Source organism: Vibrio sp. 10N.286.51.C3 (genome assembly GCF_003050065.1).
GTDB lineage: Bacteria > Pseudomonadota > Gammaproteobacteria > Enterobacterales > Vibrionaceae > Vibrio > Vibrio crassostreae.
This window is the reverse complement of sequence record NZ_PIGC01000016.1, coordinates 25,543-41,772: the sequence shown is the minus strand read 5'-3', so window position 1 is coordinate 41,772 and position 16,230 is coordinate 25,543. Positions and strand designations below refer to the sequence as shown.

The 16,230-nt window shown below is 44.5% G+C and carries 13 protein-coding genes; 7 read left to right on the top strand and 6 right to left on the bottom strand.

The genetic code is table 11. The features are described 5' to 3' along the window. Positions 1-53: 53 nt before the first annotated feature. The gene (locus CWO27_RS16885; protein ID WP_102432745.1) at positions 54-1,196 is read right to left on the bottom strand and encodes an amino acid permease; all 1,143 of its coding nucleotides are present in this window, start codon (positions 1,194-1,196) and stop codon (positions 54-56) included. Positions 1,197-1,277: 81 nt separating this feature from the next. Beyond that, a complete protein-coding gene (locus CWO27_RS23495; protein ID WP_123923953.1) occupies positions 1,278-1,475 on the bottom strand; it encodes a hypothetical protein in 198 nt (65 codons plus the stop codon). Positions 1,476-1,922: 447 nt separating this feature from the next. Between CWO27_RS23495 and CWO27_RS16880 the strand changes: the two genes are divergently transcribed. After that, a complete protein-coding gene (locus CWO27_RS16880; RefSeq protein ID WP_048668647.1) occupies positions 1,923-3,545 on the top strand; it encodes a methyl-accepting chemotaxis protein in 1,623 nt (540 codons plus the stop codon). An 88-nt stretch (positions 3,546-3,633) separates the two neighbouring features. Here the strand turns inward: CWO27_RS16880 and CWO27_RS16875 are convergent, their stop codons facing one another. Beyond that, positions 3,634-5,124 carry a SulP family inorganic anion transporter gene (locus tag CWO27_RS16875; RefSeq protein WP_107899255.1) on the bottom strand — a complete coding sequence of 497 codons (1,491 nt, stop codon included), beginning with the start codon at positions 5,122-5,124 and terminating at the stop codon, positions 3,634-3,636. Positions 5,125-5,682: 558 nt separating this feature from the next. Here CWO27_RS16875 and asnS point away from each other — a divergent pair. Beyond that, positions 5,683-7,083 (top strand): asparagine--tRNA ligase, encoded by a 1,401-nt coding sequence (asnS, locus tag CWO27_RS16870; protein ID WP_017060416.1) that lies wholly within the window; start codon positions 5,683-5,685, stop codon positions 7,081-7,083. Positions 7,084-7,221: 138 nt separating this feature from the next. Here the strand turns inward: asnS and CWO27_RS16865 are convergent, their stop codons facing one another. Further along, positions 7,222-7,428, bottom strand: coding sequence for a hypothetical protein (locus CWO27_RS16865; RefSeq protein ID WP_107899254.1), 207 nt, complete (start codon positions 7,426-7,428; stop codon positions 7,222-7,224). 127 nt (positions 7,429-7,555) lie between these two features. Further along, complete coding sequence (locus CWO27_RS16860) at positions 7,556-8,959, bottom strand: aminotransferase-like domain-containing protein (RefSeq protein WP_107899253.1); 1,404 nt, start codon at positions 8,957-8,959, stop codon at positions 7,556-7,558. Between the two features lie 218 nt (positions 8,960-9,177). Here CWO27_RS16860 and CWO27_RS16855 point away from each other — a divergent pair, with 218 nt between their 5' ends. The 3 genes from CWO27_RS16855 (at position 9,178) to CWO27_RS16845 (ending at position 12,648) form a co-directional block, all read left to right on the top strand. Then, on the top strand, positions 9,178-9,477 hold the full coding sequence (locus tag CWO27_RS16855) for a hypothetical protein (protein ID WP_017060414.1): 300 nt from the start codon (positions 9,178-9,180) through the stop codon (positions 9,475-9,477). A gap of 275 nt (positions 9,478-9,752) precedes the next feature. Beyond that, entirely contained in the window at positions 9,753-11,255 is a 1,503-nt protein-coding gene (locus CWO27_RS16850; protein WP_107899252.1) for an HD-GYP domain-containing protein, read from the top strand. Between the two features lie 202 nt (positions 11,256-11,457). After that, positions 11,458-12,648, top strand: a complete 1,191-nt coding sequence (locus CWO27_RS16845; protein WP_102432748.1) for an amino acid aminotransferase — start codon at positions 11,458-11,460, stop codon at positions 12,646-12,648. 123 nt (positions 12,649-12,771) lie between these two features. Here the strand turns inward: CWO27_RS16845 and CWO27_RS16840 are convergent, their stop codons facing one another. Then, positions 12,772-13,413 (bottom strand): outer membrane beta-barrel protein, encoded by a 642-nt coding sequence (locus CWO27_RS16840; RefSeq protein WP_048664801.1) that lies wholly within the window; start codon positions 13,411-13,413, stop codon positions 12,772-12,774. 150 nt (positions 13,414-13,563) lie between these two features. Here CWO27_RS16840 and CWO27_RS16835 point away from each other — a divergent pair, with 150 nt between their 5' ends. Together CWO27_RS16835 and CWO27_RS16830 are read left to right on the top strand one after the other, a co-directional pair. After that, positions 13,564-15,453 carry a DUF294 nucleotidyltransferase-like domain-containing protein gene (locus tag CWO27_RS16835; protein WP_048658410.1) on the top strand — a complete coding sequence of 630 codons (1,890 nt, stop codon included), beginning with the start codon at positions 13,564-13,566 and terminating at the stop codon, positions 15,451-15,453. Between the two features lie 5 nt (positions 15,454-15,458). Then, positions 15,459-16,175: a 3'-5' exonuclease gene (locus tag CWO27_RS16830; RefSeq protein ID WP_048658409.1), complete on the top strand. Its 717-nt coding sequence runs from the start codon at positions 15,459-15,461 to the stop codon at positions 16,173-16,175. Positions 16,176-16,230 lie beyond the last annotated feature (55 nt).

The window sequence follows — 16,230 nt, the reverse complement described above, 5'->3', positions numbered from 1 at the left end:
TTTTTGTAACTGAAATTGGTTGACTGATTTATTCACCCAACCAAATTGTTTTATTAAATCACTTGCGAGATAAGCAGGAAGCAACCAAACAACAATGAGAAAAGCATCATTGGCTTGCCACCTTCCGCGCTGTATCTATCTTCTGCTACTTTCATGAAGCGTTGCTTGTGAACCATCACCAGAGGAACGAACACAGCTAAGAACACTAAGATGATACCTGCGTAGTTCAACACTTGTAGGAACTTGTCTGCAGCAAGCAGTGAACCTGCCAACGGTAAGATAAAGCTAATACAGTACGTTACTGCCGTATTTTGGTTGAACATGTCTTTGTTCTGGTTGAACAACGCCATCGCCACGCCAAAGAAAGAGGTCAACAACGCCAACCCAGTGAAGGTAGACAGAACATTACCCACCCAAGGAGATTGAGCCTCAAACGCCGCCATCAAATCGGATACGTTCTTAAAGCTTCTGAATTGCTCTTCACTCAAGTTACCCACTACCGCAAACAACCAGCACAAGTAACACACTAAAGGGATCAGAGAACCGACGATCACCATGTTACGCAGCTGTTTGTCTGTCGCTTCGTGGTTGTAAGAAACTAAAGTTGGAATCACAACCATAAAGCCAAAGCTTGTAAACAGGATTGCACTGGTTTTGATTAAATCAACGTGGTCATGGCTGGTTACCTGCATCAAGTTTTCTTGAGTCATGCTCGGTGCCAAGAACGCCATGGTTGCAAACAAACTTGCAAGCATCACGAAGAACAATGCGCGGTTGAGTTTATCAATCACACCAGTACCACTTGCGACTACAGCGCCAGCAAGCAAGGTAAACACTATTTGGCTGGTAGTAGCGGTAATTTCGACGCCAAAGTTAGACAGTAACTTACTCAGCAAGTCACCTGCGCCCAGAATGTAAGCCATTAATAGACAAATTAATAACGCGTATAGCAAACCGTTGGTAAGCAACTGGCCTTGTTTACCCAAGGTTTTTCGGGCAATAGAGTTTAATCCTAGACCGCCACCCGCTTTGATGGTCGCTTCTAGAAGTAATAATGCTGCGTAAGTCGTACCGAAGCAGATCAGTACCATCAGCAGTGTGCCATAAAGCAATCCAAATTGAGCTAATACCATTGGGATCGCGAGCATACCAGCACCGAGAGCGGTACCAGCGATAATTAGGGAGCTACCCATCATTTTAATATTCATTATTTTTAACTTATTTGTTTAGTTTTTATAGGTGTGAGTCTTCGTGCATCAAGTGGATGACAAAGGAATTCAGATAGAAATAAAGTTATAAAACGAATAACAATAGGAGCGATAAGCGGTAAAGAAGCGTGCAGAGACGTTGTCGAACAGGGCGTTCAAAGGGGAGCTTGTCTTAAGAGAGGTAAAACGAGAAGCGTGAGTAAGCGTTAACTGATGTGGTGAACCTTCCGTAGGTTCAATAATCGGCGATGTAATCTTGAATTTCATGTATGTGTCCAATAATTGATTCACATTCCATAGTATTTGAAGCAGCGTATCCGTTGCTGCCCTACCTCTAGCATTAGAGACCTTCTCATCTTATCGAATGAGACTCGAAACACAACGCTATAACCACACTTTTTGCTATTAAATTGAACAAAATAGCTATCTGGATATAAGTTGACCACCAAACCTTCTAATACAATAATTTTCATTGATAAAAGACAAGCTGATAAATACATCTAGCCCATGGAACCCGAGACTCTCTCCTCTAACTAGAATCAAATTCACAACTCAACGTTATATTTTGACATAAGACATAACACAAACTTGCTACATCACAGAAACATAACCACAACCGGAGTATGGTCACACAATTCGCCATACCCCATAGGTGGTAGTGACTCTTACACGTACAGTATGCGCGTCATTAAAAAATAAAAAAATTAATACCTTATGCGCTCAACTATAACCTTCAAAATTCTAGTGGCCCTCGCTATTGTGTTCACTTTTTTGCTAGCAATATCGACCTACTTTCAATATTCGCAGCAAAAACAACTTGTTAACTCTGTATTGAGTGAACAGCTTCATGATAAGGCAAGTAACTATTTCGATAGCCTTAATATGATGATGCTGACTGGCACAATGGCGCAAAAAGAGACCCTGCGTCAAAAAGCGTTAGCACAAGAAGGCATTGAAGACGTTCGTGTTTTGCGCGCTGACGCTGTAAGCAAGTTATACGGTCCCGGTAATGACAATCAAATACCTGTTGATGATATCGACAAGCGAGCGCTAGCAGGTGAAACGGTTATCGAACCCTTTTCTGCCGATTGGGGTAAAGGCTTGGTTATTGCTCTACCCATGAAGTCGAGTGAAGATTACCGGGGTACCAATTGCGTCGCCTGTCATATGGCACCAGAAGGCGAAGTATTGGGGGCAATTCGCCTTGAATACAACCTTAGTCATGTCAACTCGCTGATCAACACTCAAACCATGACCGCTATTGGCATTATGACGGTGATCTCGTTTGCCGGATTTGTTCTTACGATGGGATTAATTCGCAAGATTATCGTGCGCCCTCTTCAACAGACTTCTCGCTTCATGACCCAAGTCAGCAGCGATAAAAACCTGTCCACTCGCCTGCCTGAACAAAGTAAGGATGAGATTGGCACGCTGGCTAACTCCATCAACTCGTTCATGGGCACCGTATCTGACAGCTTAGAAAAGGTACAGAATACTTCGCATAAACTGAATGCGTCTGCCAACCAACTGACTAGCGTCGCGCAAATTACCGAGCAAGCCGCCAGCGACCAGCAAAGCGAAACCGCAGAAGTGCAACACAATGTCGAAGGGATACAGGCGCAACAAGTCAATGTAGAACAAGCCACTTTAACCGCTTCAGAACTCATCAATCACACCGCCGATGTAGCGTGTAAGAGTGCCAACCAAGCACACGACGCAAGCAGTGAGATAAAGAACCTAGTCAGCAGTATAGAAGAAGTGAAGCACAAGATACTGACACTCAATGAGCAAACCGGTGAGGTCTCTTCAATATTGAGTGTTATTCGTGGCATTGCCGACCAAACCAACCTTCTTGCATTAAATGCAGCGATTGAAGCGGCTCGCGCCGGAGAACAAGGTCGAGGATTTGCAGTAGTTGCTGATGAAGTTCGTCACCTAGCATCAAGAACCGCCGAAGCAACAGGCAGCATTGAGTCAATCATTCATCAATTCCAGCAAGGCAGTGAAGAGTCTCTGACTTCGACCGATCGCGTTTGCGAACAAGCCCATCAAAGCTCCACCGACATCGACGCACTTTCAATAGAAATGAATGGGGTGGTTGAAGAGATGAAACAGGTGCTAGCCCACGCACAGAACATTCAGCAGCAAACGCAATCCACCACACAAGCGACTCAAGATGTTCAACAAAAGGTTGAAACCATCACTTCTCACGCCGACAACACATCGCAATCTGCGGCTGAAACCCGCGACATCAGCAATGACTTAGAAGAGCTGTCTGATCACCTTGAGTCACTGATTAATCAGTTTACTTTGTCGAGTACAAAGAAGAACCCATAGGTCGTCTACAACAAAAAAGCGCTCACAATGAGCGCTTTATCTTCCTAACAATGTCTAGTTCAGGCTTTCAAATAACCTTAGACAACGATTAGTGCGTAATGGAAACCGCGGTTAAGTCTTTATGCTTGTGGTACATCGCGTGTTTGAATATCAGATTCGCACTCACGGTATCCATTCCAGAAACCTCCACATAAGCCCCCTTTTTACGGAACTTGAACACAACCTTATCAAGCGCCTCAACCGAAGTGTTATCTAGGAACGAAGCATCCGATATATCGATCGTCACTAAAGAGGTCGCGTTGTCATAATCAAATAGATCGACAAACGCATCTGAAGAAGCAAAAAATACATGCCCTTTTACTCGGTGGATGGTGTGCATTTCGTTGGTCACCACTTCATCAGATATAAAGACCATCGACTTGCTAGCATGTGCATAAAACAGAGCCGATAACACCACGCCAACCGCCACCCCAATCGCTAAGTTATGACTAAACACCACCACCGCCACGGTCACTAACATGGTTACATTAGTTGGAAGTGTGTGGTCTTTAAGCTCAACAATAGAACGCCACGAGAATGTGCCGATAGAAACCATGATCATCACAGACACTAAAGCTGCCATCGGTATCAGCTTCAACCAATCAGAAACAAACACCACCATTAATAACAAAACAACCCCGGCGATCATGCTGGACAATCGGGTTAAGCCGCCTGATTTGATGTTAATGATTGACTGGCCAATCATCGCACAACCCGCCATACCACCAAAAAGGGAGGCCACTATATTGGCAACCCCCTGCCCTTTACACTCATTGTTTTTATTACTTTCAGTATCTGTCAGGTCATCGACGATGGTCGCTGTCATCAAGGATTCCAATAAGCCAACCAAAGATAGAGCAATCGAATATGGAAGGATGGTTGCAAGCGTATCGAACGTGAATGGAATATTGGGAATTAAAAACACAGGCAGTGAATCAGGAAACTTACCCATATCGCCAATCGTTCTCACATCTAATCCGAACAACAAACTAATGACTGTCAGGGCAACAATCGCGACTAATGGAGAAGGTATTGCACGACCAAACTTGGGGAAATAAGGAAGCAGATAAATGATCGCCAAACCCAAAGCGACTAATACATAAACGCTCGAAGGGACGTTGACCAATTCAGGGAGCTGGGCCATGAAGATTAGGATGGCGAGCGCGTTAACAAATCCAGTAATCACCGATTTGGAAACAAAGTTCATCAGGTTACCGAGCTTGAGATATCCCGCCGCGATTTGAATAACGCCTGCAAGAAATGAAGCAGCAAGCAAGTACTCCAATCCGTGCTCTCTCACTAAGGTGACCATTAACAGCGCCATTGCGCCTGTTGCTCCGGAAATCATTCCTGGGCGGCTGCCAACCAAAGCGGTTACGAAACAAATACAGAACGAAGCATATAGCCCTACTTTAGGGTCAACGCCTGCAATAATTGAAAATGCGATGGCTTCAGGGATCAATGCGAGTGCAACCACAACCCCAGATAATGAATCTCCTTTAACGTTTGATAACCAGTGTTTTTTTAAATAATTAAGCATGTAATTCTCTTTTACTTGTACAGCCAGTCCTGCCTTGTTGAGACATAATCTGATCGACTGTTTTTCTTGAATGAGCGAGCGCTCGAAAAGTGCGGGTGTAGAGAGAATGCAGGGGTTAAGGCGGCGTAATTAACACGTAGATATTAAACTCCTCTTGTTGCTTTAGTGGGAAATTAAGAAGGTGATCAAGTCCGATATGACTGAATCCGCGCCAATATAGAGCGAGTTTCAACACAATCACACTCCAATTATTGAAAACAAAGGTTTCGATTACGCCTTGTTCATTCGACGATTCACATTAGGCGGAACGTAAGGCGCACGCTAAGATCGAACAAAAAACACACCCTCAAACGTATTTATGGTCAGTAGACACAATATTTCTTTCACCAAGCAAGAATAAAGGTTGAAGCTGTCGGTATGACAGGTAATATGTTCAATCGATTTAAAAAGTTTATACAACTTAATGTTTCGGCTAATTATTGTGCAAATGTATGTTTATTTGCAGCAATGCCAGAGACTTTGAGTTGAATTTGTCCCTCAATGGAGAATGAAATCAACATGACTTACGCGCCTGTAACAGACGTACTTGGCGGCAAGCTAGCGGTAGACAGTGAAGTAACTGTTCGCGGCTGGATCCGTTCACGTCGTGATTCCAAAGCTGGAATCTCTTTCCTTGCCATTTATGACGGCTCTTGTTTCGACCCGATTCAGGCCGTGGTTCCTAATAATCTTAATAATTACGAAAACGAAGTATTAAAGCTAACAACTGGCTGCTCTGTTGAAGTAACAGGTAAGATTGTTGAGTCTCCTGCGAAAGGTCAAGACTTCGAACTAGCAGCAACTGACGTTAAAGTTGTGGGTTGGGTTGAAGATGCTGACACTTACCCAATGGCTAAGACACGTCACTCTATCGAATACCTTCGTGAAGTTGCTCACCTACGTCCACGTACAAACGTGATTGGCGCAGTAGCACGTGTACGTAACTGTCTATCTCAAGCGATTCACCGTTTCTACCACGAGCAAGGCTTCTTCTGGACTTCTGCTCCGCTTATCACTGCATCTGATGCAGAAGGCGCTGGTGAAATGTTCCGTGTTTCTACGCTAGACATGGAAAACCTACCACGCACTGAAAAAGGCGACGTAGACTTCAACGAAGATTTCTTCGGTAAAGAGACGTTCCTAACAGTATCTGGCCAACTTAATGCTGAAGCTTACGCTTGTGCACTAAGCAAGGTTTACACGTTCGGTCCTACGTTCCGTGCTGAAAACTCAAACACAAGCCGCCACCTAGCTGAGTTCTGGATGGTTGAGCCTGAAGTTGCGTTTGCAGACCTTAACGACGTAGCGAAACTGGCTGAAGACATGCTTAAGTACGTTTTCGCTGCTGTTCTTGAAGAGCGCCGCGACGACCTTGAGTTCTTCGCTTCTCGCATCGACAAGCAAGCAATTACTCGTCTAGAGCAATTCGTTGACGCTGACTTCGCACAAGTTGACTACACTGACGCAATCCAAATCCTACTAGACTCTGGTAAGAAATTTGAGTTTGACGTTGAGTGGGGCATCGACATGTCTTCTGAGCATGAGCGTTACCTAGCTGAAGAGCACTTCAAAGCGCCTGTTATCGTTAAGAACTACCCGAAAGACATCAAAGCTTTCTACATGCGCTTAAACGACGACGGCAAAACAGTTGCAGCAATGGACGTACTTGCACCAGGCATCGGTGAAATCATCGGTGGTGCACAACGTGAAGAGCGTCTAGACATTCTAGACGAGCGTATGATTGCTATGGGTATCGACCCTGAGCACATGAGCTGGTACCGCGACCTACGTAAATACGGCACAGTGCCGCACGCTGGCTTTGGTCTTGGTTTCGAGCGTCTAGTATCTTACGTAACAGGTATGGGCAACGTTCGTGACGTGATTCCATTCCCACGTACGCCACGCTCTGCAAACTTCTAATTCGAAAACCTATTCGATTTATAAGTTAAGAACAAATAAAACCTCCGCAATCGCGGAGGTTTTTTATGTTCTGAATAAAACAAAACGACGGCTGCTTCTGCTTCTGCTTATCACCATCAGAGACTAGTTATTCAAAAACTAATCAACATCTTGGTCTATAGCGTATTTTATTGCGAGACCGCAGATTGCCATCATAACGAACGGGATAGCCGCAGTGGTGTATTCCGCCCATGCCATATCAGCGAACGCTTTTGATAGCAGTACGTGGCCGAGAATAAGCAGAAGCGCACACACAATCGCGACGATAATCAACTTAACTTCATTTCCCATAGTCATTTTCAACATAACGGTATCTCCAATATTTGCTCTACCGTTATTGAACCATAACTCTCTGGTCAATTAGGCGTACAGTTACGCCACAAACAACCCGTACAGTTGGAATGATTGTCTTTTTTATGAGGGACTTAAGGTTTTACGAGTTCGTGAGTTGATGTGCAAGTTTACCAAGCAAGATAAGCGCTTGTCCTTTCTCTTCTGTCAATTCATAAGAGAAGTTCAATCGTATCGCGTTATCCACTCTGCCCTGCTCACTGAACAGATCGCCAGATGCGACGCTAATACCTTGCTCAATAGCCAGTTGATGAAATTGTTGGCTGTCGAATTTTTCAGAGAAACGAATCCATATAAAGTAGCCACCAGCTGGTTCTTCAATCTCGATTGAATGCGGGAAGTACTGCTTAATGACGTCTATAAATCGCTCTTTCCTGACTAGCAGGTTTTTACGTAGTTTACGAAGGTGATTGTCGTAGCTTTCATGCGTTAAAAAATGGGTGACGCCAAGTTGAACGGGAGCACTACTCGATAACGTAGAAAGAAGCTGCAACTTTTGAATCGCATCGTTAAAACGCTTGTTCACAACCCAACCTATTCGATAGCCCGGACATAAGCTTTTTGAATACGACCCACACAACAAAACAGAATCGGTCTTATCGAAAGCCTTTAGTGGTTTCGGTTTATGCCCTTCGTAATAAAGGTCGCCATACACGTCATCTTCAATAATGTAGGTTTCATGTTGTTCTGCAATATCTACCACACGGCGCTTCGCCTGTTCCGACAAACTGGTTCCCGTCGGGTTCTGAAAAGTCGTCATCAGCCAACACGCTTTGACATCTTGGTTTTGTAGTGCGTTTTCAAACTGCTCTATATTCAACCCATTAATTGGGCAAACATCCACTTCGATAGGGTTAAGCCCTAGCCTTTCGACAGCCTGTAGAGCACCATAGAATGCGGGAGATTCTATCACTACGTTATCACCCGACTTAGTGACCGTTTGCAGGCTCAAGTTAAGCGCTTCCATTGCACCTGACGTAATCACGATGTCTTGATGATTAACTGTAATGCCTTGCTGCAGATAACGCTGTGCGATTTGCCTTCTTAAAGACTCACTTCCAGGAGGCAGATTGTTAATCACACTGGCACCCGTCATCTTCCTGCCGGCACTGGCTAGATTTCGAGTCAAGGTAGGTAATGGGAAAAGATCGGGATCTGGAAATGCAGAACCGAAAGGAATCACACCCTCGGCTGAACTCGACTTCAAAAAATCAAATAAGCGGTCATTAATGGCTTTCTTTTCACGAACGAATGGCTCTACGTAATCAACGCCGTCCAGTCTCGGCGCGACAAAGTAGCCCGACTGAGGTTTAGCGATGATCCACCCTTCGCTTTCTAGCAACTGGTAGGCTTGTAAGACAGTACTATTGCTGACGTTGTAATTGCGACAACTCATGCGTACCGAAGGGATCTTCTCTCCGGAGCGCCACGTATTATTGGCTATCTGAGTCCGAATATCCTTTGCAAGCTCTTCATAACGCGCCATCTAATTGTACTACCTAGAGAAATTCTGTGAGCCGGTGATTTTATCACTTACGCCAACAACTATTGCTGCTATCCATATGATCGCACCTAATTTCCACAATAGTGTGAATTAGTTCACAGATAACTTTGTAAGCTTTGCTAAGTTTGTACCCAAGGTAGGAGCTAAGTTGACTTTCTACCTCAATAATTTGATGTAACCCAAAAACATGCGAGATAACAATGAAAAAAATAGAAGCAGACCAATTAAGTTATAAAGGAGAGTCAAACGGTGTTCACAGTTGGACAACACCGAGCGGACAGCCATATTACTGGCACCCAGATTGGCTCCATATTGCTGAAGATGCGACAGGCTCACATCCAAAGCAAAAGATCGATGTAGAACAAGACCAAGCACCAACAGAAAAACACGCAGTGTCTGCTATTCTGAAACACATCAACCAATGGGCTGCAGACAAACTAGCATCTCACCCTGAGATTGAAACAGGCTCTATTGAAGCTGAAATCAATCTGAAAAAGTAATTTGATTTAAAGTAGGTCGCGAACTCAATCACTCGCGACTTGAGTCAAATATACCGACTGAATAGCCTCGAACCTCGACCGAGGCTATTCAAGTATCTTCATAAAAATGCTGTAATAACCCTCACCTAGCTAACAAATCTCTAACACAAACCAGTTTCTTGTATCAATCCACGAAAGCTATCGATAGAATTTCCGGTCTTATTCACGTCAGTTATACTAATCATTCGTAATTCTAAAGTCGTGAATCTAATAAGAATGAGAACAAAGGCTTTTCGATGGATACTTCAAATTACAATCAATCGCTAACGACTAAGTTATACGTCATTGCTGGCGTACTGTTTGGCACCTACGGCAGCCGGGTATGCCCTATGCTCGAGAGCTTAACGACGTTAGAGATTTTCACACAAGTCAGTATTGTGTTTTCCTTATTATGGATCGCGCGTCGTTATTTATTAGCGCAACATACATTAGTTAAACAAGGTCGATTCGCGCAGCTTGATACCCTTCTATTTTTTGCCGCAAGTGTCCCGTTCGCGCTCTACTACAACTTAAGCTACGAATTCACTATAGATAGCAATTTGAAGGTGTTGTTTGGCATGAGTCTATTCGGCTTCTTTACCGGAAGCATTCTCCAATTGAACGCTAAGCTCAGCCAAATGGATAAAATGGAGACGACTGGACAATTTGACTTCCAACTGGTTGGTGAAAGGAGTTCGCTGGTCAAGCAAATGATTGGTTTAGTTATCGTGCTTCTGGTAACACTAACCACCATGCTAACTATGATTGCCGTCAAGGACATCTTTTGGCTAGAACATAACCCAGATCGCTTATTGGATGGCACAGGGAAGATCAGCGTGATCAAAGAGTTTATTTATTTGGCGGTGGTGCTGGGTGGATATGCGATTACCATCATGACGCTTTGGAGCAAACTAATTAAGCGCATTCTCCTAAGCCAAGAGTGTGCATTAAACAAGGTGACCAATGGCGAGCAAGGCGTTCGCTTACCTATTTTCGGCTACAACGAGCTTGGTTCAATGGCCTCAATGACCAACACTATGCTTGATAGCCTCGAAACCGCGCAAAACGAAGTTAAAACCACACGTGACGTTGCGATTGTTAGCCTATCTGCGCTTGCCGAATCGAGAGACAATGAAACGGGCGCACACATACTTAGAACTCAAGAATACGTTAAGGTGCTCGCACAAGAACTCAGCAAATCAGAAATCCACTCAAGCTTGTTAACACCAAACTACATCGAGTTGCTCTACAAATCTGCGCCTTTGCACGACGTAGGCAAAGTGGGTGTGCCTGATAGCGTGTTATTGAAACCGGGTAAATTGACGGACGAAGAGTTTGAGATAATGAAAGGTCACCCTGCTATTGGCGCCGAAGCGTTATCTATTGCAGAAAAGCAGTTGGGAAGTAGCTCTTTCTTAAGAGTCGCAAAGGAGATATCTCTGACTCACCACGAGAAATGGAATGGCAGTGGTTATCCCAATCAATTGTCTGGTGAAGATATCCCGTTATCTGGCCGTTTAATGGCATTGGCCGATGTTTATGATGCTCTCATTTCGAAGCGAGTCTATAAACCAGCCTTTACTCATGAGCAAGCTAAACAGATCATTTTAGAAGGCAATGGGACGCATTTTGATCCGCAAGTTGTTGACGCATTTCTAGCGGTTGAACAAGCGTTTGTTTCGATCGCTGCAACCTACAAAGATGGCAAAAATATCGCTAGTGAACTCGAACGCGAAAGCCTTGTTGCTCAGCCCGCATAATCTATTCAAAAACCACTAACTTCTTGCACCCTATAGGTTAATCCGTAGGGTGTTTTGTTATCAAATACCCTCTTTAGTCAATAAATCTGATTGAAATGGATTTTTTTTAGCCTTTCTGTTCACTTCGTATTGTCTTAAAAATTCCATACAGGTATAACTACCCATAGATACTATCCCCTCTCAATTGACATGGATGAAGATTATGTTTGAAAAAGTGTTAGCTGCTCCCGCCGATCCTATCCTCGGCCTTACTGAAGAGTTTAAAAAAGACTCTCGTGCAGAGAAAATCAACCTTGGTGTTGGCATCTACAAAAATGAAGATGGTCAAACGCCTGTACTTAAAACAGTAAAGAAAGCAGAAGCTGCACTTCTTGAAAACGAAAAAACCAAATCTTACCTAACGATTGAAGGTACCGCTGAATACGGTCTAGCGGTTCAGAAACTGCTTTTCGGTTCAGATGCAGAGATCGTAACGTCTCAACGAGCTAAAACAGCACAAGCGCCAGGTGGTACAGGTGCACTTCGCGTAGCGGGTGAATTCATTAAGCGCCAACTAGGTGATGTAAAAATCTGGATCAGTAACCCAACTTGGGCTAACCACAACGGTGTTTTCGCTGCTGCGGGTATCGAAACGGCTCAATACAGCTACTACAACGCTGAAACTAAAGACAAAGACTTCGCTGGCATGGTTGCTGACCTAGAGAAAGCTTCTGAAGGCGATATCGTTCTTCTTCACGGCTGCTGTCATAACCCAACAGGTATCGACCCAACAGCTGAAGAGTGGGAAGTACTGGCTAAGCTGGTTGCTGAAAAGAAACTACTTCCTCTATTCGACTTTGCTTACCAAGGTTTTGCGAAAGGCGTTGAAGAAGATGCTGCTGGCCTACGTGTTTTTGCTAAATACAACAAAGAAATCCTTGTTGCTAGCTCATTCTCTAAGAACTTCGGCTTGTACAACGAGCGTGTTGGTGCATTCACACTGGTTGCAGAATCTGCAGACGTAGCAACAACAGCATTCTCTCAAGTTAAAAGCATTATCCGCTCTATCTACTCTAACCCACCAGCGCACGGTAGTGCTGTCGTTACTCACATCCTTGGTGATGCTGATCTACGTGCTGAATGGGAAGCAGAAGTAGCAGAAATGCGTGACCGTATCCAAGAGATGCGTGAGCTATTCGTAACAACACTGAAATCTGAAGGTGTTGATGCAGACTTCACATTCATCGAACGTCAAAACGGCATGTTCTCTTTCTCTGGTCTAAGCAAAGAGCAAGTAACTCGCCTAAAAGACGAATTCGCAATCTACATTGTTGGTTCTGGACGTATCAGCGTTGCTGGTATGACTAAATCAAACATGGGCCCTCTATGTAAAGGCATCGCTGCGGTTCTTTAATCGTAAAGTGAAACCTGTATTTGCAGACCAGAAACCTGCACTTACAGACCGATAAGTATGCAAAAGCCAGCGATTAAGCTGGCTTTTTTGTGTCTCGACTTTCAGTTTTAGATACTTTGTAAGTTAATACTCTAAGAAAAACTCCACGCCCAGCTCATTGGTTCGTTCGCTACGAATCTTACCTTCTCCATCTCGATGTTGGTACGAGCCACCAATCGCAAACTTGTTGGTCACGAGATAACGTAAACCTAAGTGATAAATCTCTTCATCAAACAGATCACTTCGATTCACTTGCACACTACCGTTGGCAATCCAACGTTTCGCAAAACCATAGTTAAGCTCAGCTTTTACCCCTTGGATGAACTCAGTATCTGAAGATTCAGTTCGGTTGGTGTCATTATCTTCAACCTTACCTTTAGTGATACCAAGCAGGTAGTAAGCCACTATATCTAAATCTTTCTTGATGCTGTAACGGTAACCAACACCCGGCATAAGTGTATCAATTCGAGTCGTGGTGTCGTCAGGGTGAATGAAGCGTGCACTGTAGTCGCCCAGCAACAACCAATCATCCGTCATCGCGTAACTGACGCCTAATCCATACGACGAGGCATTGTTATTACTGCCTGCATCTTCATTTAAACTGCCCGAATGCGCCGTGGCATAAACGTGGTCATAATCAAGAATATCCACCGCGTTAGTGTCCGCCCACAAACTTGGAGAAAACGCTAAAACCGCAGAGACAAAACTAAGCTTCCACTTCGACATTCCTATCATCCTTAAACTGTCACTCCATTAATTGAAAGGTTAGTCTATCCATAAGACTTTAAAAAGGTTTTAGCTCACAGATTGATTTGTGACGGCAAAATATTATCAAATGTTGTACCATGAAATCATACAAACCAATGGATGATCATTATGGATGCTGAGTTATTAGAGATTCAAAACTTTCTGGCACAATACCCCCCTTTCACAGAACTCCCTGAAGAGATGTTGGCGAAAGTGACCAGTAGCGTGGAAATTTCTTATTACCGCCAAGATACCCCTATCATTCACTTTGGTGACCAAATTCATGATCTTTATATGGTTCGAAGCGGCGAAGTCGAAGTCTATCGTCGTAAAGGTGAACTATATAACCGCCTTGATGAAGGCCATCTCTTTGGTCAAATGGGCCTACTGACCAACAACAAGGTGCGTTTCCCAGTCAAAGCGACTGAAGACACCCTGCTCTACTGCATTCCTGAACCTATCTTCCAAGAGCTTTACGACAACTACGATTCATTCGCCGACTTTGTCGAAGTAGAAGATAATGCGCGACTGCGCCAAGCCAATTCAGACAGCAACGACGCTAACGACCTGACCACATCAAAGGTAAAAACGCTGCTCACCAGCGAAGCGCCAATGATCGAAAAAACGCGCACCATTCAACAAGCCGCGACCATGATGGCAGAAGACAACGTCTCGTCCCTACTGATTATCGATCCAGATATCGTTGAAGATGATGAAGATGACTCAACACCCGTGATCGGCATCATCACCGACCGAGATTTATGTACGCGTGTTCTCGCCGAAGGTCTCGATCCATCGGATGAAGTGTCCAGCGTGATGACACCCGAGGTTATCTCACTCGATCACAACGCCTATGTATATGAAGCCATGATGACCATGCTTCGCTACAACGTGCACCACTTACCTGTGCTTAAAGATAAGAAGCCTATCGGTATTATCGAAGCGACTGATATTGTCCGTTACGAATCTCAAAACTCGCTGTTGCTTGTAAGTAGTATCTTCCAGCAACAAAGCATTGAAGATCTAAAGGTGCTTTCTGAGCAAGTAAAAGACAGCTTTGTACGCTTAGTTAACGAAGACGCCAACGCCCACATGGTGGGTACTGCAATGTCGGTAATTGGCCGTAGCTTTAAGCAACGTATTATCGAACTGGGTGAAGAGAAATTGGGTAAGGCGCCTATTCCTTACTGTTTCCTCGCACTTGGCTCGATGGGGCGTGATGAGCAGCTGCTCGTTACTGACCAAGATAACGCCATTATTCTTGATGATACTTACGACGAGAAAAAACACGGTAAATACTTTGAAGAGCTATCGACCTTCATTTGTGATGGCTTAGACCAATGTGGCTATGTGTACTGTACTGGCGACATCATGGCGACTAACCCAACGTGGCGTATGACTCGTCGCCAGTGGGAAGAGTGCTTTGCCGATTGGATTGATGATCCAAACCCGAAAGCACTGTTGAATGCTTCAATCTTCTTCGACTTAGATGGCGTTTATGGTCGTCTGAAATGGGCTGAGCAATTGAACAGCTTTATTGTTCGACGCGCACGCAAGAACAACCGCTTCTTGGCGTGTCTTGCACGTAACGCACTCAACCGCACACCGCCGCTCGGTTTCTTCAAAGATTTCGTGATGGAGAAAGATGGCCGTCACAACAACTCAATCAACCTTAAGCGTCGTGGTACTGCGCCTCTCGCCGATTTGATTCGTGTTCACTCGTTGGCGGTTGGCTCTCGCTCTAAGAACTCATTCGAACGTTTGGATGACATTATCGACGCAGGTATTCTGCCAAAAGGCCGAGCTCAAGATTTGAAAGATGCGATGGAGTTTATCTCTCTAGTTCGTATTCGCCACCAAGCACACGATGTCGACAACAACATCGAGCCTGATAACAACATCGAGCCTGAGAACCTGTCTGACTTCGAGCGACGTAACCTAAAGGATGCATTCCAAATATTAAGTAATGCGCAAAACTTCCTTAAGTTCCGTTATCAAGCCAGCAACAAGTTTAAGTAGGGCCTATGAACAAACTATTCAGATCACCTGCGGTCGATTGGCCATTTAAGTTTGCTCAGAAGCTAGAACGAGCGAAAGACGAGCGCTTAAAGCACTTTTATAGCCAGCCTCTTCCAGCGCCTGATACGCCACTTTCAGAAGTGATGTTCTTGGCTGTCGACTTTGAGACAACGGGATTAAACCCAAACAAAGACGGCATTATTACTATTGGTTTAGTGCCATTTACGCTCAATCGCATCTACTTGCGACAAGCCAAACACTGGACGCTGAGACCAAAACAAAAGTTAGAAGAAGAATCTGTCGTTATTCATGGTATCACTCACAATGACATCATTGATGCGCCAGACCTTAGCGAAGTATTGGGCGAGATCTTAGAATCAATGGCGGGACATATCCCGGTGGTTCACTATCGTCGAATCGAGCGTGACTTCTTGGACAATGCATTGAAGGTGCGACTCGGAGAAGGCATTGAGTTCCCAGTTCTCGATACGCTCGAGATTGAATCCCAGATCCAGAACAAACTGGCCGGTGGCCTATGGAATAAGCTAAAAGGCAAAAAACCAGCATCAGTGAGGCTTGGGCAGAGCCGTCGTCGATACCACCTACCCGACTACACGCCGCATCATGCATTAACTGACGCGATCGCGACCGCTGAGCTTCTCCAAGCGCAGATTGCTCATCACTTTGACGCAGAGATGCCTTTGAAGAATTTCTGGCTCTAATTGAGTTTCGTAAGCTAAACATAAACACAAAGCCCACTAACTTCCATTAGTGGGC

Coding starts and splice junctions, on each gene's coding strand:
- CWO27_RS16855 (WP_017060414.1), top strand. CDS start 9,178: ATGAAAAAAATAGAAGCAGACCAATTAAGTTATAAAGGAGAGTCAAAC.
- CWO27_RS16835 (WP_048658410.1), top strand. CDS start 13,564: ATGGATGCTGAGTTATTAGAGATTCAAAACTTTCTGGCACAATACCCC.
- CWO27_RS16860 (WP_107899253.1), bottom strand. CDS start 8,959: ATGGCGCGTTATGAAGAGCTTGCAAAGGATATTCGGACTCAGATAGCC.
- CWO27_RS16830 (WP_048658409.1), top strand. CDS start 15,459: ATGAACAAACTATTCAGATCACCTGCGGTCGATTGGCCATTTAAGTTT.
- CWO27_RS16845 (WP_102432748.1), top strand. CDS start 11,458: ATGTTTGAAAAAGTGTTAGCTGCTCCCGCCGATCCTATCCTCGGCCTT.
- CWO27_RS16875 (WP_107899255.1), bottom strand. CDS start 5,124: ATGCTTAATTATTTAAAAAAACACTGGTTATCAAACGTTAAAGGAGAT.
- CWO27_RS16840 (WP_048664801.1), bottom strand. CDS start 13,413: ATGTCGAAGTGGAAGCTTAGTTTTGTCTCTGCGGTTTTAGCGTTTTCT.
- CWO27_RS23495 (WP_123923953.1), bottom strand. CDS start 1,475: ATGAAATTCAAGATTACATCGCCGATTATTGAACCTACGGAAGGTTCA.
- asnS (WP_017060416.1), top strand. CDS start 5,683: ATGACTTACGCGCCTGTAACAGACGTACTTGGCGGCAAGCTAGCGGTA.
- CWO27_RS16850 (WP_107899252.1), top strand. CDS start 9,753: ATGGATACTTCAAATTACAATCAATCGCTAACGACTAAGTTATACGTC.
- CWO27_RS16885 (WP_102432745.1), bottom strand. CDS start 1,196: ATGATGGGTAGCTCCCTAATTATCGCTGGTACCGCTCTCGGTGCTGGT.
- CWO27_RS16865 (WP_107899254.1), bottom strand. CDS start 7,428: ATGTTGAAAATGACTATGGGAAATGAAGTTAAGTTGATTATCGTCGCG.
- CWO27_RS16880 (WP_048668647.1), top strand. CDS start 1,923: ATGCGCTCAACTATAACCTTCAAAATTCTAGTGGCCCTCGCTATTGTG.